Source organism: Rhabdothermincola sediminis (assembly GCF_014805525.1).
GTDB lineage: Bacteria > Actinomycetota > Acidimicrobiia > Acidimicrobiales > Acidimicrobilacustridaceae > Rhabdothermincola > Rhabdothermincola sediminis.
Genome location: NZ_JACFSZ010000011.1, coordinates 23010 through 46636 on the forward strand (window position 1 = coordinate 23010; position 23627 = coordinate 46636).

Annotated in this window: 24 protein-coding genes and 3 tRNA genes; 14 read left to right on the plus strand and 13 right to left on the minus strand. The window is 71.4% G+C overall.

From position 1 onward, the window contains the following. The first annotated feature begins 147 nt into the window (after positions 1–147). Positions 148–483 carry a DUF167 domain-containing protein gene (locus tag HZF19_RS10245; protein WP_307781201.1) on the plus strand — a complete coding sequence of 112 codons (336 nt, stop codon included), beginning with the start codon at positions 148–150 and terminating at the stop codon, positions 481–483. A 494-nt stretch (positions 484–977) separates the two neighbouring features. Here the strand turns inward: HZF19_RS10245 and HZF19_RS10250 are convergent, their stop codons facing one another. The 6 genes from HZF19_RS10250 to pheA form a co-directional block, all read right to left on the minus strand. Then, the gene (locus HZF19_RS10250; protein WP_208028682.1) at positions 978–1229 is read right to left on the minus strand and encodes a hypothetical protein; all 252 of its coding nucleotides are present in this window, start codon (positions 1227–1229) and stop codon (positions 978–980) included. Between the two features lie 93 nt (positions 1230–1322). Beyond that, positions 1323–1396: transfer RNA gene (locus tag HZF19_RS10255), tRNA-Arg, on the minus strand. A gap of 170 nt (positions 1397–1566) precedes the next feature. Continuing rightward, a complete protein-coding gene (locus HZF19_RS10260) occupies positions 1567–2046 on the minus strand; it encodes a transglycosylase family protein (protein ID WP_208028683.1) in 480 nt (159 codons plus the stop codon). Between the two features lie 438 nt (positions 2047–2484). After that, positions 2485–2573, minus strand: a tRNA-Ser gene (locus HZF19_RS10265). 64 nt (positions 2574–2637) lie between these two features. Next, positions 2638–2725, minus strand: a tRNA-Ser gene (locus HZF19_RS10270). A 25-nt stretch (positions 2726–2750) separates the two neighbouring features. Beyond that, positions 2751–3722 carry a prephenate dehydratase gene (pheA, locus tag HZF19_RS10275; protein WP_208028684.1) on the minus strand — a complete coding sequence of 324 codons (972 nt, stop codon included), beginning with the start codon at positions 3720–3722 and terminating at the stop codon, positions 2751–2753. A 19-nt stretch (positions 3723–3741) separates the two neighbouring features. On the opposite strand from pheA, the gene larB reads away from it, so the two are divergent. Both larB and larC read left to right on the plus strand, forming a co-directional pair. Then, complete coding sequence (larB, locus tag HZF19_RS10280; RefSeq protein WP_208028685.1) at positions 3742–4500, plus strand: nickel pincer cofactor biosynthesis protein LarB; 759 nt, start codon at positions 3742–3744, stop codon at positions 4498–4500. Beyond that, positions 4493–5746: a nickel pincer cofactor biosynthesis protein LarC gene (larC, locus tag HZF19_RS10285; RefSeq protein ID WP_208028686.1), complete on the plus strand. Its 1254-nt coding sequence runs from the start codon at positions 4493–4495 to the stop codon at positions 5744–5746. The genes larB and larC overlap by 8 nt, the downstream gene beginning before the upstream one ends. 12 nt (positions 5747–5758) lie before the next feature. Here the strand turns inward: larC and HZF19_RS10290 are convergent, their stop codons facing one another. Next, entirely contained in the window at positions 5759–6808 is a 1050-nt protein-coding gene (locus tag HZF19_RS10290; RefSeq protein ID WP_208028687.1) for a fatty acid desaturase family protein, read from the minus strand. A 40-nt stretch (positions 6809–6848) separates the two neighbouring features. Here HZF19_RS10290 and HZF19_RS17145 point away from each other — a divergent pair, with 40 nt between their 5' ends. Continuing rightward, positions 6849–7646, plus strand: a complete 798-nt coding sequence (locus HZF19_RS17145; RefSeq protein WP_208028688.1) for a PaaX family transcriptional regulator C-terminal domain-containing protein — start codon at positions 6849–6851, stop codon at positions 7644–7646. 63 nt (positions 7647–7709) lie between these two features. On the opposite strand, the gene HZF19_RS10300 is transcribed toward HZF19_RS17145, so the two are convergent. Then, positions 7710–8681, minus strand: coding sequence for a putative 2-dehydropantoate 2-reductase (locus HZF19_RS10300; RefSeq protein WP_208028689.1), 972 nt, complete (start codon positions 8679–8681; stop codon positions 7710–7712). Between the two features lie 23 nt (positions 8682–8704). Between HZF19_RS10300 and HZF19_RS10305 the strand changes: the two genes are divergently transcribed. Beyond that, positions 8705–9424 (plus strand): MBL fold metallo-hydrolase, encoded by a 720-nt coding sequence (locus HZF19_RS10305; RefSeq protein WP_208028690.1) that lies wholly within the window; start codon positions 8705–8707, stop codon positions 9422–9424. 218 nt (positions 9425–9642) lie between these two features. Further along, positions 9643–10914: a diguanylate cyclase domain-containing protein gene (locus tag HZF19_RS10310; protein ID WP_208028691.1), complete on the plus strand. Its 1272-nt coding sequence runs from the start codon at positions 9643–9645 to the stop codon at positions 10912–10914. Positions 10915–10936: 22 nt separating this feature from the next. Here the strand turns inward: HZF19_RS10310 and HZF19_RS10315 are convergent, their stop codons facing one another. Beyond that, entirely contained in the window at positions 10937–11296 is a 360-nt protein-coding gene (locus HZF19_RS10315; RefSeq protein ID WP_208028692.1) for a hypothetical protein, read from the minus strand. A gap of 74 nt (positions 11297–11370) precedes the next feature. On the opposite strand from HZF19_RS10315, the gene HZF19_RS10320 reads away from it, so the two are divergent. Together HZF19_RS10320 and HZF19_RS10325 are read left to right on the plus strand one after the other, a co-directional pair. After that, positions 11371–12657: an alkyl sulfatase dimerization domain-containing protein gene (locus tag HZF19_RS10320; RefSeq protein WP_208028693.1), complete on the plus strand. Its 1287-nt coding sequence runs from the start codon at positions 11371–11373 to the stop codon at positions 12655–12657. After that, positions 12654–13898 carry an alpha/beta hydrolase family protein gene (locus HZF19_RS10325; RefSeq protein ID WP_208028694.1) on the plus strand — a complete coding sequence of 415 codons (1245 nt, stop codon included), beginning with the start codon at positions 12654–12656 and terminating at the stop codon, positions 13896–13898. Before HZF19_RS10320 ends, HZF19_RS10325 begins: the two co-directional genes overlap by 4 nt. A 16-nt stretch (positions 13899–13914) precedes the next feature. Here HZF19_RS10325 and HZF19_RS10330 read toward each other — a convergent pair whose 3' ends face one another. Then, positions 13915–14709, minus strand: a complete 795-nt coding sequence (locus tag HZF19_RS10330; protein ID WP_208028695.1) for an SDR family NAD(P)-dependent oxidoreductase — start codon at positions 14707–14709, stop codon at positions 13915–13917. 111 nt (positions 14710–14820) lie between these two features. On the opposite strand from HZF19_RS10330, the gene HZF19_RS10335 reads away from it, so the two are divergent. Beyond that, positions 14821–16008: an acyl-CoA dehydrogenase family protein gene (locus HZF19_RS10335; protein ID WP_208028696.1), complete on the plus strand. Its 1188-nt coding sequence runs from the start codon at positions 14821–14823 to the stop codon at positions 16006–16008. 19 nt (positions 16009–16027) lie between these two features. On the opposite strand, the gene HZF19_RS10340 is transcribed toward HZF19_RS10335, so the two are convergent. Further along, a complete protein-coding gene (locus HZF19_RS10340) occupies positions 16028–16510 on the minus strand; it encodes a hypothetical protein (protein ID WP_208028697.1) in 483 nt (160 codons plus the stop codon). A 138-nt stretch (positions 16511–16648) separates the two neighbouring features. Between HZF19_RS10340 and HZF19_RS10345 the strand changes: the two genes are divergently transcribed. The 4 genes from HZF19_RS10345 (at position 16649) to HZF19_RS10360 (ending at position 20656) form a co-directional block, all read left to right on the plus strand. Further along, on the plus strand, positions 16649–18166 hold the full coding sequence (locus tag HZF19_RS10345; protein ID WP_208028698.1) for a sigma-70 family RNA polymerase sigma factor: 1518 nt from the start codon (positions 16649–16651) through the stop codon (positions 18164–18166). A gap of 65 nt (positions 18167–18231) precedes the next feature. Beyond that, positions 18232–18864, plus strand: a complete 633-nt coding sequence (locus HZF19_RS10350) for a TetR/AcrR family transcriptional regulator (RefSeq protein ID WP_208028699.1) — start codon at positions 18232–18234, stop codon at positions 18862–18864. Continuing rightward, positions 18861–19838 carry an AurF N-oxygenase family protein gene (locus tag HZF19_RS10355; RefSeq protein ID WP_208028700.1) on the plus strand — a complete coding sequence of 326 codons (978 nt, stop codon included), beginning with the start codon at positions 18861–18863 and terminating at the stop codon, positions 19836–19838. The genes HZF19_RS10350 and HZF19_RS10355 overlap by 4 nt, the downstream gene beginning before the upstream one ends. A gap of 5 nt (positions 19839–19843) precedes the next feature. Then, positions 19844–20656, plus strand: a complete 813-nt coding sequence (locus HZF19_RS10360; protein WP_208028701.1) for a carbon-nitrogen hydrolase family protein — start codon at positions 19844–19846, stop codon at positions 20654–20656. 11 nt (positions 20657–20667) lie between these two features. Here HZF19_RS10360 and HZF19_RS10365 read toward each other — a convergent pair whose 3' ends face one another. After that, positions 20668–21141 (minus strand): hypothetical protein, encoded by a 474-nt coding sequence (locus tag HZF19_RS10365; protein ID WP_208028702.1) that lies wholly within the window; start codon positions 21139–21141, stop codon positions 20668–20670. Between the two features lie 51 nt (positions 21142–21192). On the opposite strand from HZF19_RS10365, the gene HZF19_RS10370 reads away from it, so the two are divergent. Further along, the gene (locus HZF19_RS10370) at positions 21193–22431 is read left to right on the plus strand and encodes an aminotransferase family protein (protein ID WP_208028703.1); all 1239 of its coding nucleotides are present in this window, start codon (positions 21193–21195) and stop codon (positions 22429–22431) included. Here HZF19_RS10370 and ald read toward each other — a convergent pair. Further along, a complete protein-coding gene (gene ald / locus HZF19_RS10375; protein WP_208028704.1) occupies positions 22421–23554 on the minus strand; it encodes an alanine dehydrogenase in 1134 nt (377 codons plus the stop codon). The genes HZF19_RS10370 and ald overlap by 11 nt on opposite strands. Between the last annotated feature and the right edge of the window lie 73 nt (positions 23555–23627).

A 23627-nucleotide genomic window follows, 5' to 3' on the forward strand; every position in this document is an offset into this window, starting at 1 on the left:
GAGTGTAGGGGTCGGTCGGTCCGTGGTTCTCCACCGGGGGGCGGGCGAAGTGGCGCTCACACGCTTTCGGGCACTGCGCGGTGGCGACCGGTACGGTGGGTGGTGACCGGGTCGGGGTCTCGCTGGCGGATCCCTCGGGGAGGTGACGTGGTGTTCGCGTCACGGTTGAAGCGCAAGGGCGTGCGGGGCGAGTCGGTGGGGCACACCTGGTGGGAGGCGAGGGGTGACGGCATCACGGTCGCGGTGCGGGTCACGACCGGCGCCGCCCGGTCGCAGGTGATCGGTGTGACTGAGGGCCGGTTACGGGTGCGGGTCGCAGCCCGGCCGGTCGAGGGGCAGGCCAACGCCGAGCTGGTCCGCTACCTGGCTGAGCGGCTGGGTGTGCGGCGGTCGGCGGTCAGCATCCTGCGCGGCGAGCGCGCCCGGGAGAAGATCGTCCACGTGACGGGGATCACCGCCCCCCCGGGCGATCTGGCGGGGTAGCGGCGTCCACATCGAGCCCGGCGCCGGGTCGTCGACCTGGGCTGTGGCAAGCGAGCGTTCCTCCTGCCAGCCGCCGGGGCGGCCGGTGGATCGGGCAGCGGGACGGGCGTCGACCGCAGTGGGTCACGACAGATGCCGACCGGCTGGAGAGCGCGCTGCGAGCGGCGAGCGCCGACCCGTCGGTGGACAGTTGGGCCGGTACCGGCCGTCCGCGAGGCGCGGGAGGTAGTGGCTGCCGTTGGGGCGTTGCCCGGGCAGACACGCGCCGGGCTGAGGACCTGGTTGAAGGGGTGCGTGCCCGGCAACGCGTCGGGCCACAATGCGGTCTTCAGCGCTTGCTCGTCCACGCCGCGGGGATGGAGCGCGAGGTGGACGACCAGCTCCCCGGACTGGCGGCGGTCCACCGCCCGCGGCGCGCCGTCGAACTCGACAGGACCGAGGACGCGGACGAGCACAGCTCTGTCGGGCAGGGGCCCGGCGTCGTCCACGAGTGCCTAGGACGGGGACAGTAACCGCGGGGCCGTGAGGTCGATGAGCTCCTCGCCCTCGGCGGCTCGCTCGGGAAGCGAGACCCGGACGAGGTCGCCACAGACCTCGCGGAACGTCTCGTCGAGGTAGAGGGACGCGGCGGTGACGCCGGGCGCCGCACCCGTGACAGCCCCACCGCGCGCGACCGCCCGCCTGTCGGCATCCGGGCGGTCTCCCTCGAGGACGAGGGTGAGCCCCGCTCCCTTCCGCGCCAGCAACCCTCAGCAGCGAACGATGCTGCAGAAGGCCTTGGTGACGTACTGGGTCTGGAGCCGCGGCCCCCGATCAGGCCGCTGACCAGGGACTTCCTGCGCGCTCGGAGGGACTCGAACCCCCAACCTTCTGATCCGTAGTCAGATGCTCTGTCCAATTGAGCTACGAGCGCAGGGACGCCGAGTGTACGGGACCCCGCGGCACGGAACCACCCGGCGTCCCGCCCGCCCGCCCGCTCGCCTCAGGCCCGTGCGTCGGCTCGGTCCGCTTGGGATGCGACCGTGTGTCACCGACGGCCGGCGGGCCCGTCGCCGGGCCCGCCGCCGCGGTCGACCGATCAGGTCAGACCCGGTAGCCGCACACCGGCCACGGCCGGGGTCCGTTGGTGGACCACAGCGCCCGGGCCATGGCGTCCTGCTCCTCCGGTGACGCCCAGATGGGATCCACCCCGACCAACCAGGGGAAGTGCCGGGCCGCGGTGGCGTTCCAGGTGCTGATGGTGAACTGGTACGCACCCCGGAACGCGCCTCGGCCGCCGATGGCGGCGTAGTTGCCGCCCGACTCGCACCACCGCAGCTTGGCGAGCTGCTGGTCGCTCAGCACGTGGTTGTACTTGCTCAGCTCGGCGAGCTGGGCGAACTTGCGGTCCCAGTACTTGGTGACCTCGATGGCCTGCTGCTCAATCTCGGCCTCGGTCCACTGGCTGTAGTCGATGCCGTTGTCCCGGTACCACTGCTTGAGCTCCTCGGGCGTGCACGCGGCGGCGGCGATCAGCACCGCCACCGCGAGCGCGATCTTGGGGACCCAGGCAATCTTCATCATTTCGGCGTCTCTCCTTCCCGGGCCTGTGCTCCCGGGCGCGCCGGGCGTCCTGCCGTCGGCACGAGGGGATCCACGAGGGGGAGCCGGGGGCGGGGCGAACGGGCGCTCGGTGCGGGCGGTGAGGGAGCCGGTTGGTGGTCGGTGCGGTGCACTCGCCTGCAGTACTCGTCTGCAGTCAATCCAGCCGGCGTGCCCGAGCACGGGCCGTATGGTTCGTCGTCCGTAACAGAATCGGCGGAATCGCAATCGTTCTGCAATATTTCGGCCGGTGACCTTGGTCACAGCGTGGACACGTAGGCCTTCCGACCTACGGACCGTGGCCGAGCTCGGCGAGGGGCGGCGTGGCCGACGGAGGGCCCACGACCGCCACGGCCGGGTCGACAGACGCCCGCCGGACGCGCAACCGGGCCCCGTCCGATCGGCGGGACCCGGTGGGAGCGGAGAGGGTGGGATTTGAACCCACGGAGGGCGTGAACCCTCACCTCCTTAGCAGGGAGGCCCGATCGACCAGACTCCGGCACCTCTCCTCGTCGCGGGTACGCATCGTACACACGGGCCGATCACCGGCGAGTGGCGAGCCCGAGGTTCGGCTGGCGGAGGGAGGGGGATTCGAACCCCCGGAGGGTTGCCCCTCAACGGTTTTCAAGACCGTCGCAATCGTCCGCTCTGCCATCCCTCCGGGCACGACCCTACCTGCGCCGGCATCACCGGCGGACCTGGGCCCGCAGGGCGGCGACCCACTCGTCCGCCGCTCGCCAGGCCACCTCCGCCTCACGCCGGACCTCGGGGCCGTGCTCGCCCGCCGCGGGGTACGACCCCAGGAACTTCACGTCGTGCTGCTTGCTCTTGAGGTTCCGCAGCGCATCGGCCACCAGCTCGTCGTCGATGTGGCCCTCGAGATCGATCAGGAAGCAGTAGTCGCCGAGCCCGCGCTTGGTAGGCCGGGACTCCAGCTTCGACAGGTTGATGGCCCGGGCCGCGAACTCCTGCAGGATCGACAGCAGGCTCCCCGGGACGTCCGCGCGCTGGAACACCACGATCGAGGTCTTGTCATGTCCAGTGCGCGGCGGGATGCCCTCACGAGCCACCACCACGAACCGGGTGGCGTTCTCCGGGTGGTCGGCGATGTTCGACGCCAGCACTTCCAACCCGTAGACCTCCGCGGCCCGGGCGGTGCCGATCGCCGCGGTGCGCTCGTCGCCGTCCTCCGCCAGCGAGCGGGCCGCGTCGGCGGTGGAGTTGGAGGCCTGGGTCTGCACGCCGGGCAGGTGCCGGTTGAGGAACAGGCGGCACTGCGCCGTGGCGTGGGGGAACGACACCACCGTCTTGACGTCGTCGATCTTGACCCCCGGCCGGGCGAGCAGGCACAGGTCCACCGCGATCACCACCTCGCGCTGGATCAGCAGCTCGGCCTCGAAGGCCAGCGTGTCGAGGGTGACGTTCACCGAGCCCTCGATGGCGTTCTCGATGGCCACGAACCCCGCGTCGACCTCACCGGAGGAGGTGGCCGCCAACACCTCGGGGATGGACCCGATCGACACCAGCTGCGCCTGCAGCAGGTCGGGCTGGGTGCGCAGCGCCTCCTCCGTGAAGGTCCCCGCGGGCCCGAGGTAGCCGACCCGCAACGACGCCATGTCTGCGGCCAGCGGCGGGGGAGATGCGGCGGCGTCGTCCACGAACGAGCAGGATAGTGACGTGGACGAAGCGGCCCTGAGGGAGATGCTGGACGCGGTGCGCTCGGGGGAGATGACCTCCGACGACGCGGTGGCCGTGTTGCGCCGGCTGCCGTTCGCCGACCTGGGGTTTGCACGCGTCGACCACCATCGGACGCTTCGGCTCGGCATGGCCGAGACCGTCTACGCACCGGGCAAGACCCCCGAGCAGTGCGCCGCGATCGTGGCCGAGCTACTGGCGCAGCCCGGCTCGTCGCCGGTGATCCTCTCCCGCGCCGACGACGAGCAGGCCACGGCTGCGCTGGCTGCCAACCCCGGCGGGGCGCGCACCCGCGCCACCGTGGTGTGGCGGCCTGCGGCTGAGCGCTCCGAGCGAGTGGTGGTCGTCACCGCCGGCACCGCCGACCAGCCCGTCGCGGACGAGTGCGCCTGCACCCTCGCTGCCCACGGCTTCCGGCCGGTGCGCATCAGCGACGTGGGCGTGGCCGGCCTGCACCGGATCCTCGACGCCCTCGAGGAGCTCGCGGCCGCGGACGCGGTCGTGGTGGTGGCCGGCATGGAGGGTGCGCTGGCGAGCGTGGTCGGCGGGCTCACCGCCGCACCCGTGGTGGCGGTGCCCACCAGCGTCGGGTACGGGGCGAGCCTCGCTGGGGTCACCGCGCTGTTGAGCATGCTGGCCTCATGCGCCTCCGGGATCACGGTGGTGGGCATCGACAACGGCTTCGGTGCGGCCTGTGCGGTGGTGCGCCTCCTTCCCTCCGCGGTGACCACCCGTGTCTGAGGTCGCCTGGTTCCACTGCTTCTCGGGTATCGCCGGTGACATGGCCATGGGCGCGCTCGTCGACGCTGGTGCCGACATCGCCGAGGTGCGGGCCATCTGCGAGCGGCTCCCCGTGGGCGGGTGGGTCCTCGAGGCCGAGCCGGTGACCCGGTGCGGTATCGCCGGCACCAAGATTCACGTGCACGCGGAGGAGACCACGGTGGTGCGCACCGCGGCCCACGTGCGCGCGCTGATCGAAGAGGCTCGCCTCCCCGAGCGGGTGCGCCGGCGGGCACTCGCCGCCTTCGATGCCCTGGCCCGGGTCGAAGGCCGCCTCCACCGGCGCCCGCCCGAGCAGGTGCACTTCCACGAGGTCGGCGCCATCGACGCCATCGTCGACGTGGTCGGCACCTGCGCGGCGCTCGAGCTGCTCGACGTCGACGAGGTCGCGTCCAGCCCGGTGGCGCACGGTCTCGGCATGGTGCGCACCGCGCACGGGCTGCTCCCCAACCCCGCCCCCGCGGTGACCGCGTTGCTCGAGGGTGCGCCCACCTACGGCCTGAACGTGGCCAGCGAGCTCACCACCCCGACGGGTGCCGCGCTCCTGGCCGCGCTGGCCAGCGAGTGGGGTCCCCTGCCGCCCATGACCGTCACGGCCACCGGTTTCGGGGCGGGGACGGTGGAGCTCGACGACCGGCCCAACCTGGTGCAGGTGGTGGTCGGCGACCGCCGGTCGGTGCTCGATCCCGGCCAGCCGGTCGTGCTCCTCGAGACGAACGTCGACGACGCCACCGGTGAGCAGCTCGCCCACGCGGTGTCCGCCCTGCTCGAGGCCGGGGCGCACGATGCCTGGGTGACACCGATCCTGATGAAGAAGGGCCGGCCTGCGCACCAGGTCAGCGCGCTGGCCGACCCGTCGCTCGGTGAGCAGGTGGCCCGGGTTCTGGCCCGGGAGACGGGATCGCTCGGCGTGCGGGGCCGGACCATGGAGCGTTGGCCACTCGCCCGCCTCACCTCACAGGTCGACGTCGACGGCTATCCGGTGCGGGTGAAGGTGGGCGCGGGGCGGGTCAAGGTCGAACACGACGACGCGGTGCGGGTCGCCCGGCGTACGGGTCGCTCACTGCGCGAGGTCACCTCCATCGCGGAGGAGCGCTGGCGGCATCGCCACGACCACGACCATGACTCTCACGGCGGCGAGCCGCCCCGGCGCCGGACCAGCTCCGACGACGGCCCGGGAGGCGAGCTCCCGAACGACGCCAGCTGATCCCGATGCGGGTCAGGCCGCGGGCGGGCGGGACGACAGCGCTCGCCAGAGGGCCCGGTAGCTCGGATACTTCAGCTCTTCGGTGACCCAGCCCTCCTCCACGAGCACCCGGTGCAGTGCCGGGAGCCGCTGGAACGGCACGCCCATGTCGACGTGGTGGGCCAGGTGCCAGCCGGTGTTGAACGGCACCATCCAGAACCGGGCCATCCACGACTGGCGCACCACGTGGGTGGTCATCCGCCGGTCCTTCGAGCGGGTCATCCCCCCGTGCTCGGCGATGGAGCGCAGCCGGTTGATCACCCGCCACACGGTCATCCACGGCGCCAGCCAGAACAGCGGATAGAGCCACCACCGCCCGGACGCGAGCCACAGGCCGGCGAACAGCACCACCTGCACGGCGACGATCCGGATGGCCACCGGGCGGGCCTGATCGCTGCGGAAGGCGAGCAGCAAGCCTTTGAGGTTCTTCCAACCCGAGATCCCGATGGCGTCGCGGGTGAGCTTGCGGCGCATCGACGCCCGGGTGATGGGGTAGCCGAGGTAGAGGTTGAGATCGGGCTCGTTGGGGCCCATCTCGTCCTTGTGGTGAGCGAAGTGACCCCGCCGGTAGGCGTGGAACGGCACGAAGGCGGGGTAGGCCAGCAGCCATTGGCCCACCAGGTCGTTGACCTGCTTGCGCTTGAACAGCAGTCGGTGCGCCGCTTCGTGGCTGAGGATCGCGAACAGCGCGAACGCCCGACCCATGAGCAGGAACGTGGCCACCCATACCACCAGTGCCGCCCCCAAGGGCAGCCGCACCGTGACCCAGCACGCCAGCGTCAGCAGACCGACCGACTGGAGCCACACCGAGGCCACGTTGAGGGCGTTGCGGACATTCGGGATGCGGCGGAGCTCCTCGCGCAACCGGGGGACCGGCATGCCACTGGCCGTGAGCCGCTCGGTGGGAAGCACGTCCGGGAGCAGGTCGGGGACCGGGACCATGTCCTCGGCTCGATGCTGCGGGAGGTCGATCGTGGCGGCGCTCACGACCGAGATATTACATAATCTGATCAGGTAATCCAAATCCGTAATCCCGGGCACTGACCGGTACGCTCCCGGTCTCGTGGAGCAGCTCGGCGCCAACCGGCCTCTCACCGCTCGCTCGGTCATCGCCAGCACGCTGCTCGGCACCCACCCCCCGCAGTTGCCCAGCCGCCTCCTCGTGCGCTCCGGCGAGCTGTTCGGCATCACCGAGGGGACGGTTCGCACCGCGATCTCCCGGATGCTCGCGGCCGGCGAGCTCGAAGCGGTCGATGGCGCGTACCGCCTGGCCGGTGCGCTCCTCGAACGGCAGGCTCGCCAGGACGCCAGCCGTCGGGGTGACCGGCGCCGGTGGACCGGTAGCTGGGAGCTGGCCGTCGTCCCCGGGAGGGAGCGGCGCGACGCCGCCACCCGCGGGCAGCTGCGGGACGCCATGCGGCGGCTGCACCTGGCAGAGCTCCGCGAAGGCGTGTGGCTGCGCCCGGACAACCTCCACCCCCGCCGCGCGCCGGAGGCGGCGGCCATCGTCGCCGAGCAGTGCACCCGCTTCTCGGCCCGCCCCGGTGGCGACCCCGGGGCTCTTGCCGCACGCCTGTGGGACCTCGACGGGTGGGCCGCGACCGCCACCCGGCTCGAGCGCGAGCTGCGCCGGCACCTCCCCCGGCTCGAGCGAGGCGATGCCAGCCAGCTGCGGGACGCGTTCGTGGTCTCCGCCGCGGTGCTGCGGCACCTCCTCGCCGATCCGCTCCTGCCGGAGGAGCTGCTCCCCGCTGACTGGCCCGGCCAGCGGCTCCGGGTCACCTACGAGCGTTTCGACGCGGCGTTCAAGGCCACCTGGCGAACGCACTTCCGCGCTCAGGGCAGCACCACCACCGCGTAGCGCGACGACCTCCTCCGAACTGTTCATCGCAGCGCGGTCAGCGGCCGCGCTGCGATGAACGGTTCAGTGGAGGGGAAGGGAGGGGGAGCGGGGCGGAGGTGCTGCTCGGTCGAGGAACCGGAGCTGGTCGTGCAGCATCGACACCCGAGGCAGGTCGCGCCCCGCGGCCCGGGCCGCAGCCAGCGGCGCGGCATAGATCGCGTCCAGCTCCATCGGCCGGCCGGCCTCGAAGTCGAGCTTCATGCTCGGCGCGTACGGTCGCATGCGCTCGGTGTCGGCCAGCATCTGCTCGGCGAACGACCGGTCGATGTCCTTCCCGCACGCCGCCGCGCCGTCGAGTACCTCGTACATCAGCTCGGTCACCAGCCGTCGGGTCGGCAGGTGTGCCACCAGCTCGTCGGTGCCGGCGTCGAGCACCACCGACAGGCCGTTGAAGGGAACGTTCCACACCAGCTTCCGCCACCGTCCCTCGACCAGGTCCTCGATGGGTACCGCCGGCACCCCCGCGCCGGCGAGGTCGTCGGCCACGGCCTGCACCGCGCCGGCGATCCCGGCCGCTTCGCCATCGTCACGATGCTCGCCGAGGGTCACTCGCCCGTAGTCGAGGTGGCGGATGTGGCCTGGCCCCACCTTGTTCGAGCACAGGAAGCACATCCCCCCGAGCAGGGTCGTGCCGGGCAGGGCGCGGGCCAGCACCTCCTCGACCCCGAGCCCGTTCTGGAGCACGACGACGACCGGATCGTCGCTCGCGGCCACCAGGCCACGCACCACGTGGAGGGCGCCCGCGGTGTCGGTGGTCTTCACCGCCACCACCACCACGTCGACCGGGGGCACGGTATCTGGGGCGCCATGGACCGAGACCTGCTCGAACCGGAGGTCACCCAGGGGCGACTCCACCAGCAGACCGTGCTCGCGGACGTGGTCGAGGTCGCTGCGGGCGACGAAGTGCACCTCGTGACCCGCGGCCAGCAGCCGGGCGCCGTAGAAGCCACCGACCGCGCCCAGACCCACGATGGCGTACGAACGGTGTGCCATGGACTCACCCTACGATGCACGCCATGGCCTCGGACCGCTTGTACTTCCGCCAACTCCTGGCCGGCCGCGACATCGCCCGCACCGATCCCCTGGCGCGCCAGATGGTCAACTTCGTGTACCTCATCGGCGACCGGGAGACCGGCGAGGCGGTGGTGGTCGATCCCGCCTACGACATTCGTGGCATCCTCGACGTGCTCGCGGCCGATGGTATGCGTCTCACCGGCGCCCTGGCGACCCACTACCACCCCGACCACGTGGGCGGGGACATGATGGGCTACCGGATCTCCGGCGTGCGGGAGCTGCTCATGCTGGAGCCGGTGCCGATCCACGTGCAGGCCGAGGAAGCACCGTGGGTCCAACGGGTGACCGAGGCGTCGGCGTCCGATCTGGTCGAGCACTCCAGCGGCGACACGGTGATGGTGGGTGACATCCCGATCCAGCTCATCCACACCCCCGGTCACACGCCGGGCAGCCAATGCTTCTTCGTCGACAACCGGCTGGTCTCGGGCGACACGCTCTTCCTGGAGGGGTGCGGGCGCACCGACCTGCCCGGTGGCGACCCTCGGGCCCTGTACGAGAGCCTGACCCAGCGGCTGGCCAAGGTGCCCGATGACGCCCTGCTCTTCCCGGGCCACCTGTACTCGCCCGAGCCGAGCGCGTCGATGGGCGAGACCCGGCGGCTCAACTTTGTGTTCCGGCCGCGCAACGAGCAGGAGTGGTTGCGCATGTTCGGCGGCGGCTGAGCCAGCCGCCGCCCGCCGTTCGAGCCTCGGGAGCCCGTGCGGGGCCGTCGCGGGCGTCAAAGCTCGGTGGAGAGGGCCGTTCGGCCCCCGTGAGCGAGTCCTGAGACCTATGAATCACCGACCGGTCGGCGACGATCTTGAACCCACGGGAAGGTGACCGGTCGCGCCCGTCCCCGGCACCGACCGATCCGCAACCCTCAGCGTGGTCGGAGGCGACCTTGGAACCGGATCATCCTGAGACTGGCCGACCGGCCCCGACAACGGAGGAGATCCGGCGGGCCCTTCGCCGTTACGCGACCGAGTTCCTGCTGCTGCTCACGCCTGACGGCCGGCTGATCGCCTCATCGGAGGCGGTCACCCTCGGCTACCCAGACGACCAAGGCGGTCGTCACATCGGCGAGTTCGTCCACCCCGACGACCTCCCCGGGCTGTTCGAGGCGATCGAGCAAGCTCGGGTCGAAGGCGCCTACGGGCGCAGCTGGCGCTCCCGGGTGCAGCGGGCCGACGGCACCTGGGGGGTCTTCGAAGGGACGTTGATCGACGCGGAGGGTGATCCAGTGCTCCGCGGTGCGGTGCTGCGGGTCCGCGAGGTCTACGACGACGAGCTAGCGGCCGGCGGGCACGGCACCCCGGAGGACCCTGACGGCAGCGACCGGTTCCATTCGCTGGCCGAGGCGCTGCCGCTCGGCATCCTCTCCGCGGACGCCCGCGGCTGGGTGGTGTTCTGCAACGAGGCCGCCGAGCAGATCCTGGGCCTGCCTGCCAGTGAGCTTCGCGGCCGGGGGTGGGAGCGGGCCATCGACCGGGAGGACCGCTTGGAGGTCGTGGCCGCGGCCGGACACGTGGTGACCCTCGGAGTCGGCCAACAGGTGACCTTCCGGGTCGCGAGCGGGGAGGGGCCGAGGTGGGCCCATGCCAAGTTCGTGCCGCTCGGTGGGGAGCAGCGCACGGGTTGGATCGCCACCATCGAGGACATCACCGACCGCCGCCGGGCCGAGTCGGAGCTGGCGCACCGGGCGACCCACGATCCGCTCACGGGACTGCCGAACCGGTTGCTGCTCGATGACCGTGTGCGTCAGGCGTGCGGGCGCCTGCGGCGGGGAGCAGAGGCGGTGAGCGTGGTGTTCATCGACCTCGACGGCTTCAAGTCGATCAACGACACCCATGGTCATCGCACGGGCGATGCGGTGCTCGTCGAGGTGGCGAGGCGCCTGCGCCAGGTCGTGCGGGCGGCCGACACGGTGGCTCGGTTCGCAGGAGACGAGTTCGTCGTGGTCTGCGAATCGATCACCGACGACGAGCGGGCGTCACTGGTCCGGCGGCTGCGGGAGGTCATCACGGCGCCGATGGTGGTCGAGGGGGTGCGGGTGACGGTCGACGCCAGCATCGGGGTGGCGACCACCCATGACCCGGGCGCGGCGGCCGACGAGCTGCTCGTGTTGGCCGACCAGCAGATGTACCGGGAGAAGCGCGCTCGCGGTGAGCGCTGAGGGCGCTGCCGGCGGGGCTGTCTCAGCGGGGCCGTTGCACCTCGAAGAGGTGTGCGCACGCGAGGCAGGTGTAGTGGTCCACGCCCCCGACCACGTCCGTCACGTCGAGCCGGGACTCACCACCGCACACGGGGCAGACGATGCGGTCGTCGCCTGCTGGGTGGAGGACGGTGACCGGTGCAGGCTCGACTTGCTCAGGCATCCGCTCCCGAAGGTCGAGCACTGGGGAGCTGCCGGTGAGATCGAGACGTGGAGCTGTGTCGGGGGAGCTGCGCAGCTGGTCGAGCCGGTGAGGCCGAGCAGGCTCCCGGCGGAGCGGCGGGAGCCCTGCTGCCCGTCGCCGCTCGTCCTCTGCGGCCGCGAGGCGTTCCTGCAGGCTCACGGTGCGCAGTCTAGCGAGCATGGGCTGTTCGGCCCACCTGCCAGGCAGGGCGAGCTCTCGTAGGCTCGGTCGTCATGACCGACCTGCTCGCGCTCTCCGCTCGGGTCATCGACGAGGGCGACCACGACGTCGCAGGGCCGGCCGCCCGGGTGACCTTCGAGCTGTCGGAGCTCACCCCGGGGGTGGCGATGGTGGAGTCCTTCTCCAACGTCGTGGCCTTCGGCAGCGGCGAGGGCCTCGTGCTGTTCGACACCTCGATGCCCCAGTTCGCCGGCGCCGTGGTGGAGGCCCTGAGACGGTGGTCGAACGACGCGGTGCACACCATCGTCTACACCCACGGGCACGTGGACCACGTGGGCGGTGCGCCCACCTTCCTGGAGGAAGCCGCGGCTCGCGGTGACAGGCGACCGGAGGTCGTGGCCCACGAGGCGGTCCCGGCCCGGTTCCGGCGCTACAACCTGACGAACGGGTACAACGCCCTCATCAACGACCGCCAGTTCCGCCGGGCGGGCGTGCTCGACGAGCAGGCGGCCCAGCCCCGATTCCCGCGGCGCTGGGTGGAGCCCTCCGTCACCTACCAGGACCGGATCGGCCTGCGGGTCGGTGACCTGCAGATCGAGCTCCACCACGACCGTGGGGAGACCGACGATCACACCTGGGCGTGGATCCCGGGCCATCGCGCGATCTGCGTAGGAGACTTCATCATCTGGGCCTTCCCGAATGCAGGCAACCCGCAGAAGGTGCAGCGCTACCCGCTGGAGTGGGCCCGTGCCCTTCGACGGATGCAGGCGCTGGAGCCTGAGCTGCTGCTTCCCGCGCACGGTCTGCCGGTCGGCGGTCGGGAACGGGTCAGCCAGGTGCTCGACGACACCGCCTCCGTCCTCGAGTCCCTGGTTCACCAGACGTTGGATCTGATGAATGCAGGCGCGACGCTCGACACCATCATCCACACGGTCACCCTGCCGGATGAGCTACTCGCCCGCCCCTACCTGCGGCCCGTCTACGACGACCCTCAGTTCGTGGTCCGCAACGTCTGGCGGCTCTACGGCGGCTGGTGGGACGGCGACCCGTCACGACTCAAACCGGCACCCGATCACGACGTGGCCTGCGAGCTGGTGCACCTGGCGGGGGGTGCATCGCAAGTGACGGCCCGGGCGCTGGCGCTCGCCGAGGCCGGCGACGCGCGGCTTGCCTCGCACCTGGTCGAGCTGGCGGCGCGCGCCGCGCCCGACGACTCAGGCGTGCACGAGGTCCGGGCGGAGATCTACCGCCGCCGTCGATCCGAGGAGCAGTCACTCATGGCCAAGAGCATCTTCGACGCAGCGGCACGCCAGTCCGAGCAACGTGGTGGTGAGCGATGAGCGGGCCGAGTCGTCGACGGCTCGTGGCCTCCACGGCGGTGGTGAGCGTGGGCTTGGTGTTGTCGATGGTCGCCGTGGCGGCTTGCAGCGCGGACCGCCTCGATCGCTCGACCACCACGTCCCAGGTGGTGGAGCCCGTGCCCGTCGACTATTCGGGCCGTGGACCGTACCCGGTCGGGTTCGCTCGGTTGTCGCTGCCCGATCGTGAGGTGGCGGTGTTCTATCCCGCCGACGGTGACCGGCTCGAGGGGACCACTCCGGTGACCGCGTACACCAGCGCGGAGGTCCTCCCGGAGCAGGTCCGTGGGCTGGTACCCCCCGAGTTCTCTCCGGTGATCCCGCTCGATGCGCACCTTGATGCTCCGGCCAACCCCGATGGCCCGTTCCCCTTGGTGCTCTACAGCCACGGCTTCGGGGGGTTCAACCTGATCGCCTCGCAGCAGGCGGAGCACCTCGCATCGTGGGGCTTCGTGGTGGCCGCGCCCGAGCACAAGGAGCGTGACCTGCTCGCCGTGGCCCTCGGTCGGGTGGACACCCAGGGAGACCCCGATGTGCGGGACCTGCGCGACACCCAGGCTCTCCTCGAGGTGGAGAACACCCGAACCGGGGGTCCTCTGCTCGGAGCCGTCGATCTGGCCCGGGTCGCGGCGATCGGCCATTCGGCCGGTGGCCGGGCGGCGGGTCTGCTGGCTTTGGAAGGAGCGGTCCAGACCTGGATCGGTCAAGCGCCCGTGCCGCCGTTGCCCCGCACCGGCGACGCTGCTGACGCCGGAGGCCCCGCGCTGCTCGAGGGCTCGGCGCTGGCCGAGCGGCTGGCGGAGCTCGCCCCACCATCCGTGCCCTCGATGATCATCGCCGCCCAGGACGACGGCGCCATCCCACTCGCCAGCGTGCAGCAGGTGTTCTCCTGGCTGGCGCCGCCCAAGACGTTGGGGGTGCTCGCCGGCGCGGGCCACAACGCCTTCACCGATCTGTGCGCGCCAATCCGAGCACAGGGTGGGCTGACCCGATTCGCGGCGTCGATCCCGGTTCCGATCCAGATCCTCCAGCTCGGCGAGGACGGCTGTACCGCGTCCAGCCCCGATCCGCAGATCGCCTACCGAGTGATCGATCACCTCATGACTGCGCAGCTGCGTTGGGTGTTCGGTGACGATCCCACGCCCGTGTCGCTGTCGCCGGCGTACGTCGAGTCACTGTTCCCCGGCGCGTTCAGCACCTACGAGACGGTGGGTCAACCGTGACCGGCCGACGGTCGGGTCAGCCGGTGGTGGTCCCTCCGTCGATGGTCAGGACGGCCCCGTTCACGTAGTAGGCCTCGTCGCTGCCGACGTACGCGATGAGCGCGGCGACGGACTCGGGTTCTTGCATGTCGCGAGTGAGGAACGATCGCGAGATCAGCGACATGCTCGCTCCCTCCGGTGGGGTGAACGCGCCGAGGATGTTGGTGTTCACCCCACCCGGGCAGACCGCGTTGACCCGTAGGCCGGTGCGGCCGTACTCGATCGCCATCGCCTTGGTGATGCCCACCAGCGCGTGCTTCGACGCGCAGTAGGCGGTGCAGTAGGCCTGCCCGATCACGCCTGCGGTCGAGGCCAGGTTCACGATGTTGCCGGTGCGCTCGAGGAGATGGGGCAGCGCCGCCTGGCTCAGGTAGAAGGGCCCGGCCGCGTTGACCGCGAAGAAGGCGTTGAAGCGCTCGGGTGTCTCCTCGGTGGTGTGTGCGGATCCGCCGATGCCGGCGATGTTGCACAGCACGTCGAGCCCGCCCAGGGCCGCCACGGCGTCTGACACCAAGGCGTGGCAGCGCTTGGGATCGGTGACGTCGACTGCGCTGGCGTGGGCGGTGCCGCTGTGCTCGGTGATCACCCGGGCCGTCGCCTCTGCGCCCTCACCGTTGATGTCGGCGCAGAACACCGAGGCGCCCTCGGCCGCCAGCCGCAGAGCGGTGGCCCGCCCGATCCCCGAGGCGGCACCGGTGATCAGGGCGGCCTTCCCGCGGAACCGATGGGGCAGGTCGGGATCGGCGAACGGATCGGCTGGAGGGTGCGGCACGGTGGCTCCTCGGGGAAGGGCAGGAATGGAACGGGTTCTGATTCTGGCTCGCGCCGCTCAGTGCCGCACCTTCCACCTGACGGGCATGTCAGCTCCCCGTAGGCTGCGACCATGACCGCTCACGCAGACGACCCCCACGCCGAGGTCCGAGCCGAGCTCCTCGACGTGGTGCGCCGGTTCACCGCCAAGGAGATCATTCCCACCGCAGCCGCCTACGACCGCGACGACCTCTACCCCGAAGCGCTGGTCGAGCAGATGAAGGAGATCGGGTTGTTCGGCATCACCGTGCCCGAGCGCTACGGCGGGCTCGGTCTCGACGTGCTCACCTACGCCCAGATCGTGGAGGAGCTGGCCTACGGGTGGATGAGCGTCAGCGGGTTCCTGAACACCCACTTCATGGGCTGCTTCCTCCTCACGACCTACGGAACGGAGGAGCAGAAGGAGCGGTTGCTGCCGAAGATGGCCACGGGTGAGATCCGGGCCGCGTACTCGCTGTCGGAACCCGACGCCGGTTCGGACGTCGCGGCCATCCGCACCCGGGCGGTGCGCGATGGTGACGAGTACGTCGTGAACGGCACGAAGATGTGGCTCACCAACGGGCGCGAGGCCCGGCTGGTGGTCACCCTGGTCAAGACCGCCGACACCGATCCGCCACACCGGGGCATGAGCGTGCTGCTGGTGGAGAAGGAGCCGGGGGAGCGCTTCGAGGGCATCACCGTCAGCCCCAACATCCACAAGCTCGGCTACCGGGGGGTCGAGACCGTCGAGCTGACCTTCGCCGACCACCGGGTGCCGGCCGCCAACCTGCTCGGCGGCGAGGAGGGGCTCGGCTTCCGACAGATGATGACGGCCGTGGAGCTGGGCCGGATCAACATCTCGGCCCGGGCGGTGGGCGTGGCCCGGCGGGCCTTCGAGGAGTCCATCCGCTACGCCCAGCAACGGCACACGTTCGGACGCCCCATCGCCCAGCACCAGGCGATCCAGTTCAAGCTGGCCGAGATGGGCACCAAGCTCCGGGCAGCACGGCTGATGTGCTTCGATGCCGCCCGCCGCAAGCAGGCCGGCGAGCGGGTCGACCTGGAAGCCGGCATGGCGAAGTACTTCTGCTCGGAGGTGTGCTGGGAGATCTGCCAGGAGGCGCTGCGCATCCACGGCGGCAACGGCTATGCCGCGGAGTACCCGATCGAGCGCCTCTACCGCGACGCGCCGCTCATGATCGTCGGTGAAGGCACCAACGAGATCCAAAAGCTGGTGATCGGTCGCCGCTTGCTCGAGGACTACGCGGCTGAGTCGGACTGATCGCCTGGCGCTCGCCGCCTCAGCCCGTGAAGCGGGGCTGGGTGAGGGCAGCGGCCTGGATCGTCGAGGAGGTGGTGGCCGGCGCTGCGGTGGTCGGCGTGGTGGTCGGGGGCGCCTCGCACGAGCCGTCGAGCTCGACGCTCGCTGAACCGTCGACGGTGAAGGTCCCCTTGGTGATGAACTCGATCGTCACATCAAGGGTGACGGTCCCGACCGTGTCGCCGGAGATGGTCGACGTCCCGGTGAGCGCGCCGGTGAAGAACGGGAACGGGTTCGGAGTGAAGGAGACGTCGCCCGAGGCGGCGCCGGATAGCACGGCGGACGTCACCTCCCCTTCGGCCCCTATCGGGAGATCGATCGTCCACGTGATCGTGTACTGACCCGGGGTGGTGCATTCGACCTCACCGGTCACCTGCGCCGTCTCCCCCGCGTTGGCTGGAGGCACGGCGACCAGCGGCGATGCCGCGATGAGGAGCGCTGCGAGCCCGACCTTGATCTTCATTGCTCCCACTCCTCCACTCGTCCTGAGTCCGGGAAAGCATAGTGGCGGCAGTCCATGCCGGCTCGGAGTGCTCCGCAGTGGCCGTAAGCGCGGACCGTCTCGCCGGTCAGGTCGGGTTGACACAATGGATGCAACCCTATGGATCCAAATGCGCAGCGAGCGCGGGACGCCGAGTGGGTCCGAGCGACCCTCGACGGCGATCAGCAGGCGTTCGGATGCCTGTACGACGCCTGGTTCGACCGGGTCTTCGCCTTGGCCCTGGGCATCGTGCACGATCGGGAGACCGCGGCCGACGTGGCGCAGGACACCTTCCTCTCGGCCTGGAAGAACCTCGGCACGCTGGTGGACCCGGACACCTTCGGCGGTTGGTTGCTGCGCATCGCGCGGAACGCCTCGCTCAACCGCCAGGCCCGCGAGTCGCGCAGCACCCCCGTGGATGGCGAGGGGATGGCGGTGATCGAGCGCTCGACCCTCGGCGCGGAGCAGCGCCTCGCCCGCCTCGACGACCCGGCCCGACTGGCGGGGGACGCTGAGTTGGTGGCGCTGGTGCGCGAGGCCGCAGCAGCGCTCGGGGCGCGTGATGCGGAAGTGCTCGACCTGCAACTGCGCTACGGCTTGTCCCCGGCCGAGATCGGGGAGGTGGTCGGGCTGAACCGAAACGCGGCCAACCAGCTCTGCCACCGCATCCGCGCCCGCTTCGCCACCGCGGTGCGCGCCCGGGTGCTCTGGAACGGCTCCGAGCCGGCCTGCGAACAGCTCCGGGCGGTGCTGCGATCGGCGGGCGTCGAGCGGTTCGACGCGGAGGCCGTGCGGCTCGCCGACCGGCATGCCGACACCTGCCCGGCGTGCTCCGAGCGGCGGGAGCTGCGGCTGCAGCCGGCGGCCATGTTCGCCTCTCTGCCCCTCGTCGCCGCGCCGGTGGCGCTCAAGGCCAAGGCCGCGGCGGCGCTGGAGGCGGCGGGGGTGCCCATGGGAGGCTCCGCGTTCGGCTCGGGGTCGGGACCGGGCGCCTTGCCGGGGAGGTCCCGGCGGGCCGGGCGGCTGGCGCTCATGGCCGCCGCCGCGGTGGTGGTGCTCATCGCCGCGGTCGTGCTGCTGGCCGAGCGCCCGCACGACGGTGTCGTCCGAACGACGGAGATGGCGGCTGCCCCCACCACCGCAGACCCCACCTCGTCGCTGGCGGCGGAACCAGTCGCGCCGGTGGGCCCGACCGTGCGCGGGGCACCCGATCCGACCACGGCGGACCCGGGGATCGAGCAGCCGACCCACGTCGAGGAGCCGCCGGGGACCGCTCCCCCTTCGCTGGTGGTGCGCTTCGAGCTGGTGCCGTCGCAAGTGGACCGGACGAGCTGGCCGCTGGCCGGCGTCGAGCCCGGTTCCACCCCGACCCTGGTGTGGGAGGTGTCGGGCGAGGCAGCCAGCCGGGTGGTGCTGGCCGGTCCGGCGACCGATCGCACCCCGGGCCTGGCGGCCACCGACGCGCTCGCCGGTTCGCTGCCCGTCTGCCCCTTCGCCTACCGGGCGGGAAGCGATCGCTGCGACGTCAGCGGGGACACCGCGACCACCTACGAGTACCGGCTGACCGTCTACGGCCAGGGAGGCGAGGAGCTGGCCACGGCGACGGCGGTGCTCACCGTGAGCCGTCCGATCCTGTGACCAGGTGACACTCGCCACTTACATGCAGTCTTGACTGTTTGTTGGGGTCGGCGTACAAGACGAGCATGCCCACCCAGGCTGAGCGATCGGCCACCACCCGAGCGAAGCTGCTCGACGCCACTGCGGAGTGCCTGGCCGAACTGGGCTACGCCCGGACCTCGACCACCGAGGTCGCCCGGCGAGCCGGTGTGTCGCGGGGCGCGCAGCTCCACCACTTCCCCACCAAGGCCGAGCTGGTCGCCGCCGCGGTGGATCACGTGCTCGAACGCCGGGTGGAGGAGTTCCGTACCTTGATCGCCACCGTGCCCGACGGGCCGGGCCGCGTCGAGGCCGCCATCGACCTGCTCTGGTCGATGTTCCAGGGCCCGACCTTCGACGCCTGGTATGAGCTGACCACCGCGGCCCGAACCGACCCCGATCTGCGGCCCCACGTCGTCCGGGTGGCGGACCTGCTCGACGAACGGGTCCGGGACGTCTTCCACGACCTGTTCGCTCCCCCTCCCGGGCAGGTGGCCACGCCCATCTACCACGACGTGGCCCCCGCGTTCCTGTTCGCCGTCCTCGAAGGGTTGGCCACGCAGCGGGTGACGGGCGGAACCCGTGCGGGCCCGAACGCCGAGAAGGTGCTCGCCGCCCTCAAGTACCTGGCCTCCGAGTTCCCCATCCACACCCCCTCCACCGGCGAGGTGCAGCCATGACCACGACCCCCACCCTCGACGAAGAGCTCTCCCTGTCTCCGGCCGAGGTCGCGACCCGCGACCGCTTCGAGCAACTGGTGGCACGCCTCAGCCACCAGTCGGTCGTGAAGCACTACGACGCGTACGCGGACATCCCCTGGGACGACCCCGCCTACGCGATCGACCCCGACGACCCCCGCTGGGAGCTGAGCCGGGCCGCCGACCCCCTCGGGGCGACCGGGTGGTACCAGTCGCAACCACCGGGCGTGCGCAGCCGGATCGGGTTGTACCGCTACGCCTCCGCCATGAAGATCGGCCTCGAGTTCGAGAACATCCTCAAGCGCGGCCTGCTGGAGTTCGCGTTCGGTCTCCGCAACAGCGACCCCACCTTCCGGTACGCCTACCACGAGGTCATCGAGGAGGCGCACCACGGGCTCATGTTCCAGGAGTTCGTCAACCGCGCCGGCTTCGACGTGCCCGGCATCGGCCGTCGCGAGCGGCTCCTGTCGCAGCGGATCGTGCGGCTGGGCCGGAGGTTCCCGGAGCTGTTCTTCCTGTTCGTGATCGGCGGCGAAGACCCGATCGACCACCTCCAGCGGGAGACCCTCCGCCAGCGCTCCGAGCTGCACCCGCTGTTCGAGACCATCATGCGCCACCACGTCACCGAGGAGGCCCGTCACCTCTCGTTCGCCCGCCATTACCTCAAGATGCGGGTGCCGCAACTCTCACCGCTGCGGCGGTTCCGGCTCTCGATCGCCGCGCCGACCATCCTCGGGGAGATGGCGAAGCTCATGATGCAGGCACCCCACGACCTCATCCGCGAGTTCGGTGTGCCGGAGGCGGTGGTCCGCGAGGCATACACCGAAAACCCGGAACACCGCCGCCAGACCCAGGACGCGCTCCGCAAGGTGCGCCGGCTCTGCCGGGAGACGGGCCTCATCAACCCGGTCTCCCGGTGGGTCTGGCAGCGACGAGGCATCTGGGCCGATGATTGAGCCCGATGCGGGTCGCGGCCGTCCAGCTCCACTCGACGCCTGACCGCGACCGCAACCACGAGACTGCAGAGCGCCTGATCGCCCGAGCCGCCGGCGAGGGCGCCCGGTTGGTCGCGCTGCCCGAGCTGTTCGGCTTCCTCGGTCGAGGCGCGGACCTGGCCGCGGGCGCCGAGCCCCTCGACGGCCCCACCGTGGCCTGGGCGCGGCAGCTCGCCACCACTCACGACGTGTGGCTGCTGGCCGGCAGCTTCGTCGAGCGCGACGGCGATCACCTCTACAACACGTCGTGCCTCGTCGGGCCCACCGGGGAGCTGGTGGCGACCTACCGGAAGATCCACCTCTTCGACGTGGAGGTGCCCGGCACCGGCGGGCACGAGAGCGACCTGTACACCGCGGGCACCACCCCGGTGAACGCCACCGTCGACGGCATCGGGGTCGGGCTCTCGATCTGCTACGACCTGCGGTTCCCCGAGCTGTACCGGATCCTCACCCTGCGCGGCGCGTCCGTGCTGGCCCTGCCGTCCGCGTTCACCGCCGCCACCGGCCGGGACCACTGGGAGCTGCTGGTGCGGGCGCGGGCGGTGGAGAACCAGGTGTACGTCCTCGCGCCGGACCAGTGCGGCACCAGCGCGGACGGCACGCCACGCCACGGGCACTCCCTCGTCGTCGACCCGTGGGGCCGGGTGCTCGCCGACGCCGGTGAGGGCGAGGGCCTGGCCATCGCGGACGTGGAGCCCGCCGAGCTGACGCGGGTGCGGAAGCTGCTGCCGAGCCTGGTCAATCGCCGACCGCAGGCCTACCGCTGGCCCGCGCCCTAGCCGGGACGTGGTCAGTCGCCCTCGCCGCCGATGTCCGCGTCGTAGGACTCGAACACCAGGTCCGCGCCACGGTGCCGATGCCGGCTGATCTGCTTCAGCAACTCGAGTGCCTCCTCGCGGGCCTGCTCGATGTGGCGGGCGTCGACCGGATCGGCGAGCAGTGGCTGGATCGCCGCCAGTCGATCACGCAGCTCGCCGTGCTCGCGCCGGAGCAGGTCGATGCGATGTGCCAGCCGCGGCGTGCGCTCGAGGATCTCGGCATAGAGACCGTCCGGGCCCTCGACCTCCTCGATGTGATCGGCGAGCGCCGCGTCGAGCGCGTCGAGCGCGCTCGCCACCCCGTCACGCCAGGCGGGCGCGTCACCCGCCGGATGAGCCAGCGCGGCTTCGAGGCCGTCAGCGGCGCCGGCGAGGGCGTGGCGGCGCGCCCTGGCCCGTGCCAGCGCGTCGGGTGATCCGGCCGAGGGTTCCGACAGGTCGCTCACCGAGCCAGCATGCCACGGTCTTCCCGGCGGGTCGCGGGCAGACTTCCCCCCATGCGCCCATCGTTCCTGCACCCCTTCGCCAAGCCCGCCGCGCCCGCGGACTCGTTCATCTCGATCGTCAGTGGTGACGGCGTGTGGGTGGTGGACCGCGAGGGCCGGCGCTTCATCGATGCCACGGCGAGCCTGTGGTACTGCCAGGTGGGGCACGGCCGGGTCGAGATCGCGAGAGCCATCGAGCGCCAGCTGCGCGAGCTCGAGGCGTTCCACACCTTCGACATCTTCACCAACCCCCGAGCCGACGAGATCGGCGACCGGATCGCCGAGTTGTGCCCCATCGCCGATGCTCGGGTGTTCCTCACGGACTCCGGCTCGGAGGCGGTGGACACCGCGCTCAAGCTCGCGCGGCTCTCGTTCGCGCTCGCGGGCCGGCCGGAGCGCACCGTCGTGCTGGCCCGCCACGACGCCTACCACGGCGTGACCTACGGCGGTACCTCTCTGCAAGGGCTGCCCCTGAACCGGGAGGGGTTCGGGCCCCTGCTCCCAGCCGTCGAGCATGCCCACCCCCACGATCTGGCCGAAGTCGAGGCGCGTTTCGCCGAGCACGGCGATCGGGTGGCGGCGGTGATCGCCGAGCCGGTGCTGGGTGCGGCAGGGGTGCACCCACCCCGTCCCGGCTACCTGGAAGGGCTGCGTGCCCTGTGCGACCGCCACGGCGCGCTGCTGATCCTCGACGAGGTGATCACCGGGTTCGGTCGGATGGGCGCCTGGTTCGCGGCCCAGCACTACGGCGTCACCCCCGACCTCATCGTCTTCGCCAAGGGCGTCACCTCGGGCTACCAACCCCTCGGCGGGGTCGTCGTCGGAGCGAAGCTACGGGAGGTGCTCGAGGGCGACCCCGACTTCGTGCTCCGTCACGGGTTCACCTACAGCGGCCACCCGCTGGCGTGCGCGGCGGCGCTCGCCAACATCGCCGTGCTGCGCGACGAGGACCTGCTGCCCCGGGCCAAGGCCATCGGCCGCCGGCTCGGTCCCGCGCTCGCCGCCCTGCGCGACCAGGGTCTGCTGGCCGAGGTGCGCGGCGAGGCCGGCATCTGGGGTGCTGGGCTGCCCCCGGACGTGAACGCGGCGGCGGTGCGGGACCGGATGCTCGAGCTCGGTGTGCTCGCCCGGCCGATCGGTACCGCCACGATCGCCTTCTGCCCCCCGCTGGTGATCAGCGACGCCGAGCTCGACCGGTGCGTCGACGCGTTGGCTCGATCGGTGCGCGCCGCCCGGGAAGTCACGACCTGAGACCGGCCAGCGCCTCCTCCAGTGGGAGGTACGGCTTGCCGAGCGCCTCGGCTACCGCCGGGTTGACGACGTGCCCACCGGCGGTGTTCACCCCCGAGACCAGCGACCGGTCGAGCGCGAGGGCGCCGGCGACGCCGAGGCGCGCCAGGTCCGACAGGTACGGCAGGGTCACGTTGGTCAGCGCGTAGGTCGAGGTGTTCGGCACCGCACCGGGCATGTTGCCCACCGCGTAGTGCAGGACACCGTGGCGCTCGAACACCGGATCGTGATGGGTGGTCTCGTGTGAGGTGGCGATGCAGCCGCCCTGGTCGATGGCGATGTCGACGATGACCGCCCCGGGCTTCATGGCCCGCACCAGATCTTCCTCCACCAGCACCGGCGCGCGCCCGCCCGGCACCAGCACCGCCCCGATGAGCAGGTCGGCCTCCACCACGGTGCGCTCGATCACCCCCCGGTTCGACGCCAGCGTGGTGATGCGCCCCATCTGGACCTGGTCGACGAACCGCAGCCGGTCGACGTTGCGGTCCAGCAGGTGCACCTCGGCCTCCATGCCCGCCGCGATCCACGCCGCGTTCCACCCCACGTTGCCCGCACCGAGCACCACCACCTTGGCTGGCTGCACCCCGGGGGCGCCGCCCAGCAGCACACCACGGCCGCCGTTGTGGCGCTCGAGGAAGTGGGCGCCCACCTGCGCGCTCATCCGACCGGCCACCTCGCTCATCGGGGCCAGCAGGGGCAGCGCGCCGGTGGAGGTCTGCACGGTCTCGTAGGCGATGCCAACCACCTCGTGCTCGAGCAGCGCGTCGGCCACGTGGGGGTAGGCGGCGAGGTGGAGGTAGGTGAACAGGCACATCCCCGGTCGGAGCATCGGGAACTCGCGGGCCTGGGGCTCTTTCACCTTGCACACGATCTCCGCCCGCTCCCACACCTCGGAGGCTTCGCTCACCACCTCCGCGCCTGCCCGGCGGTAGCTGTCGTCGGCGAAGCCGGAGTCGACGCCCGCGCCGGCCTCGACGAGCACGGTGACGCCGTGCTGCTCGAGCTCCCGTACTCCGTCGGGGGTGATCGCCACCCGGTGCTCGTCGGCCTTGATCTCCCGGGGGACCCCGATGATGCAGGTCATCGGGTCACGTCCCGGGCGCGCGTGCGGCGCTGATCGGTCCCGCCGTGCCCTGCGCTCGTGGTCGCGGTGGTCT

Excerpts from the sequence above, each read along its gene's own strand:
- HZF19_RS10320 (WP_208028693.1), top strand. The coding sequence starts at position 11,371 with ATGACCGACCTGCTCGCGCTCTCCGCTCGGGTCATCGACGAGGGCGAC.
- HZF19_RS10360 (WP_208028701.1), top strand. The coding sequence starts at position 19,844 with ATGCGGGTCGCGGCCGTCCAGCTCCACTCGACGCCTGACCGCGACCGC.
- HZF19_RS10260 (WP_208028683.1), bottom strand. The coding sequence starts at position 2,046 with ATGATGAAGATTGCCTGGGTCCCCAAGATCGCGCTCGCGGTGGCGGTG.
- HZF19_RS10370 (WP_208028703.1), top strand. The coding sequence starts at position 21,193 with ATGCGCCCATCGTTCCTGCACCCCTTCGCCAAGCCCGCCGCGCCCGCG.
- ald (WP_208028704.1), bottom strand. The coding sequence starts at position 23,554 with ATGACCTGCATCATCGGGGTCCCCCGGGAGATCAAGGCCGACGAGCAC.
- HZF19_RS10355 (WP_208028700.1), top strand. The coding sequence starts at position 18,861 with ATGACCACGACCCCCACCCTCGACGAAGAGCTCTCCCTGTCTCCGGCC.
- HZF19_RS10325 (WP_208028694.1), top strand. The coding sequence starts at position 12,654 with ATGAGCGGGCCGAGTCGTCGACGGCTCGTGGCCTCCACGGCGGTGGTG.
- HZF19_RS10350 (WP_208028699.1), top strand. The coding sequence starts at position 18,232 with ATGCCCACCCAGGCTGAGCGATCGGCCACCACCCGAGCGAAGCTGCTC.
- HZF19_RS10300 (WP_208028689.1), bottom strand. The coding sequence starts at position 8,681 with ATGGCACACCGTTCGTACGCCATCGTGGGTCTGGGCGCGGTCGGTGGC.
- HZF19_RS10335 (WP_208028696.1), top strand. The coding sequence starts at position 14,821 with ATGACCGCTCACGCAGACGACCCCCACGCCGAGGTCCGAGCCGAGCTC.
- HZF19_RS10305 (WP_208028690.1), top strand. The coding sequence starts at position 8,705 with ATGGCCTCGGACCGCTTGTACTTCCGCCAACTCCTGGCCGGCCGCGAC.
- HZF19_RS10340 (WP_208028697.1), bottom strand. The coding sequence starts at position 16,510 with ATGAAGATCAAGGTCGGGCTCGCAGCGCTCCTCATCGCGGCATCGCCG.
- HZF19_RS10345 (WP_208028698.1), top strand. The coding sequence starts at position 16,649 with ATGGATCCAAATGCGCAGCGAGCGCGGGACGCCGAGTGGGTCCGAGCG.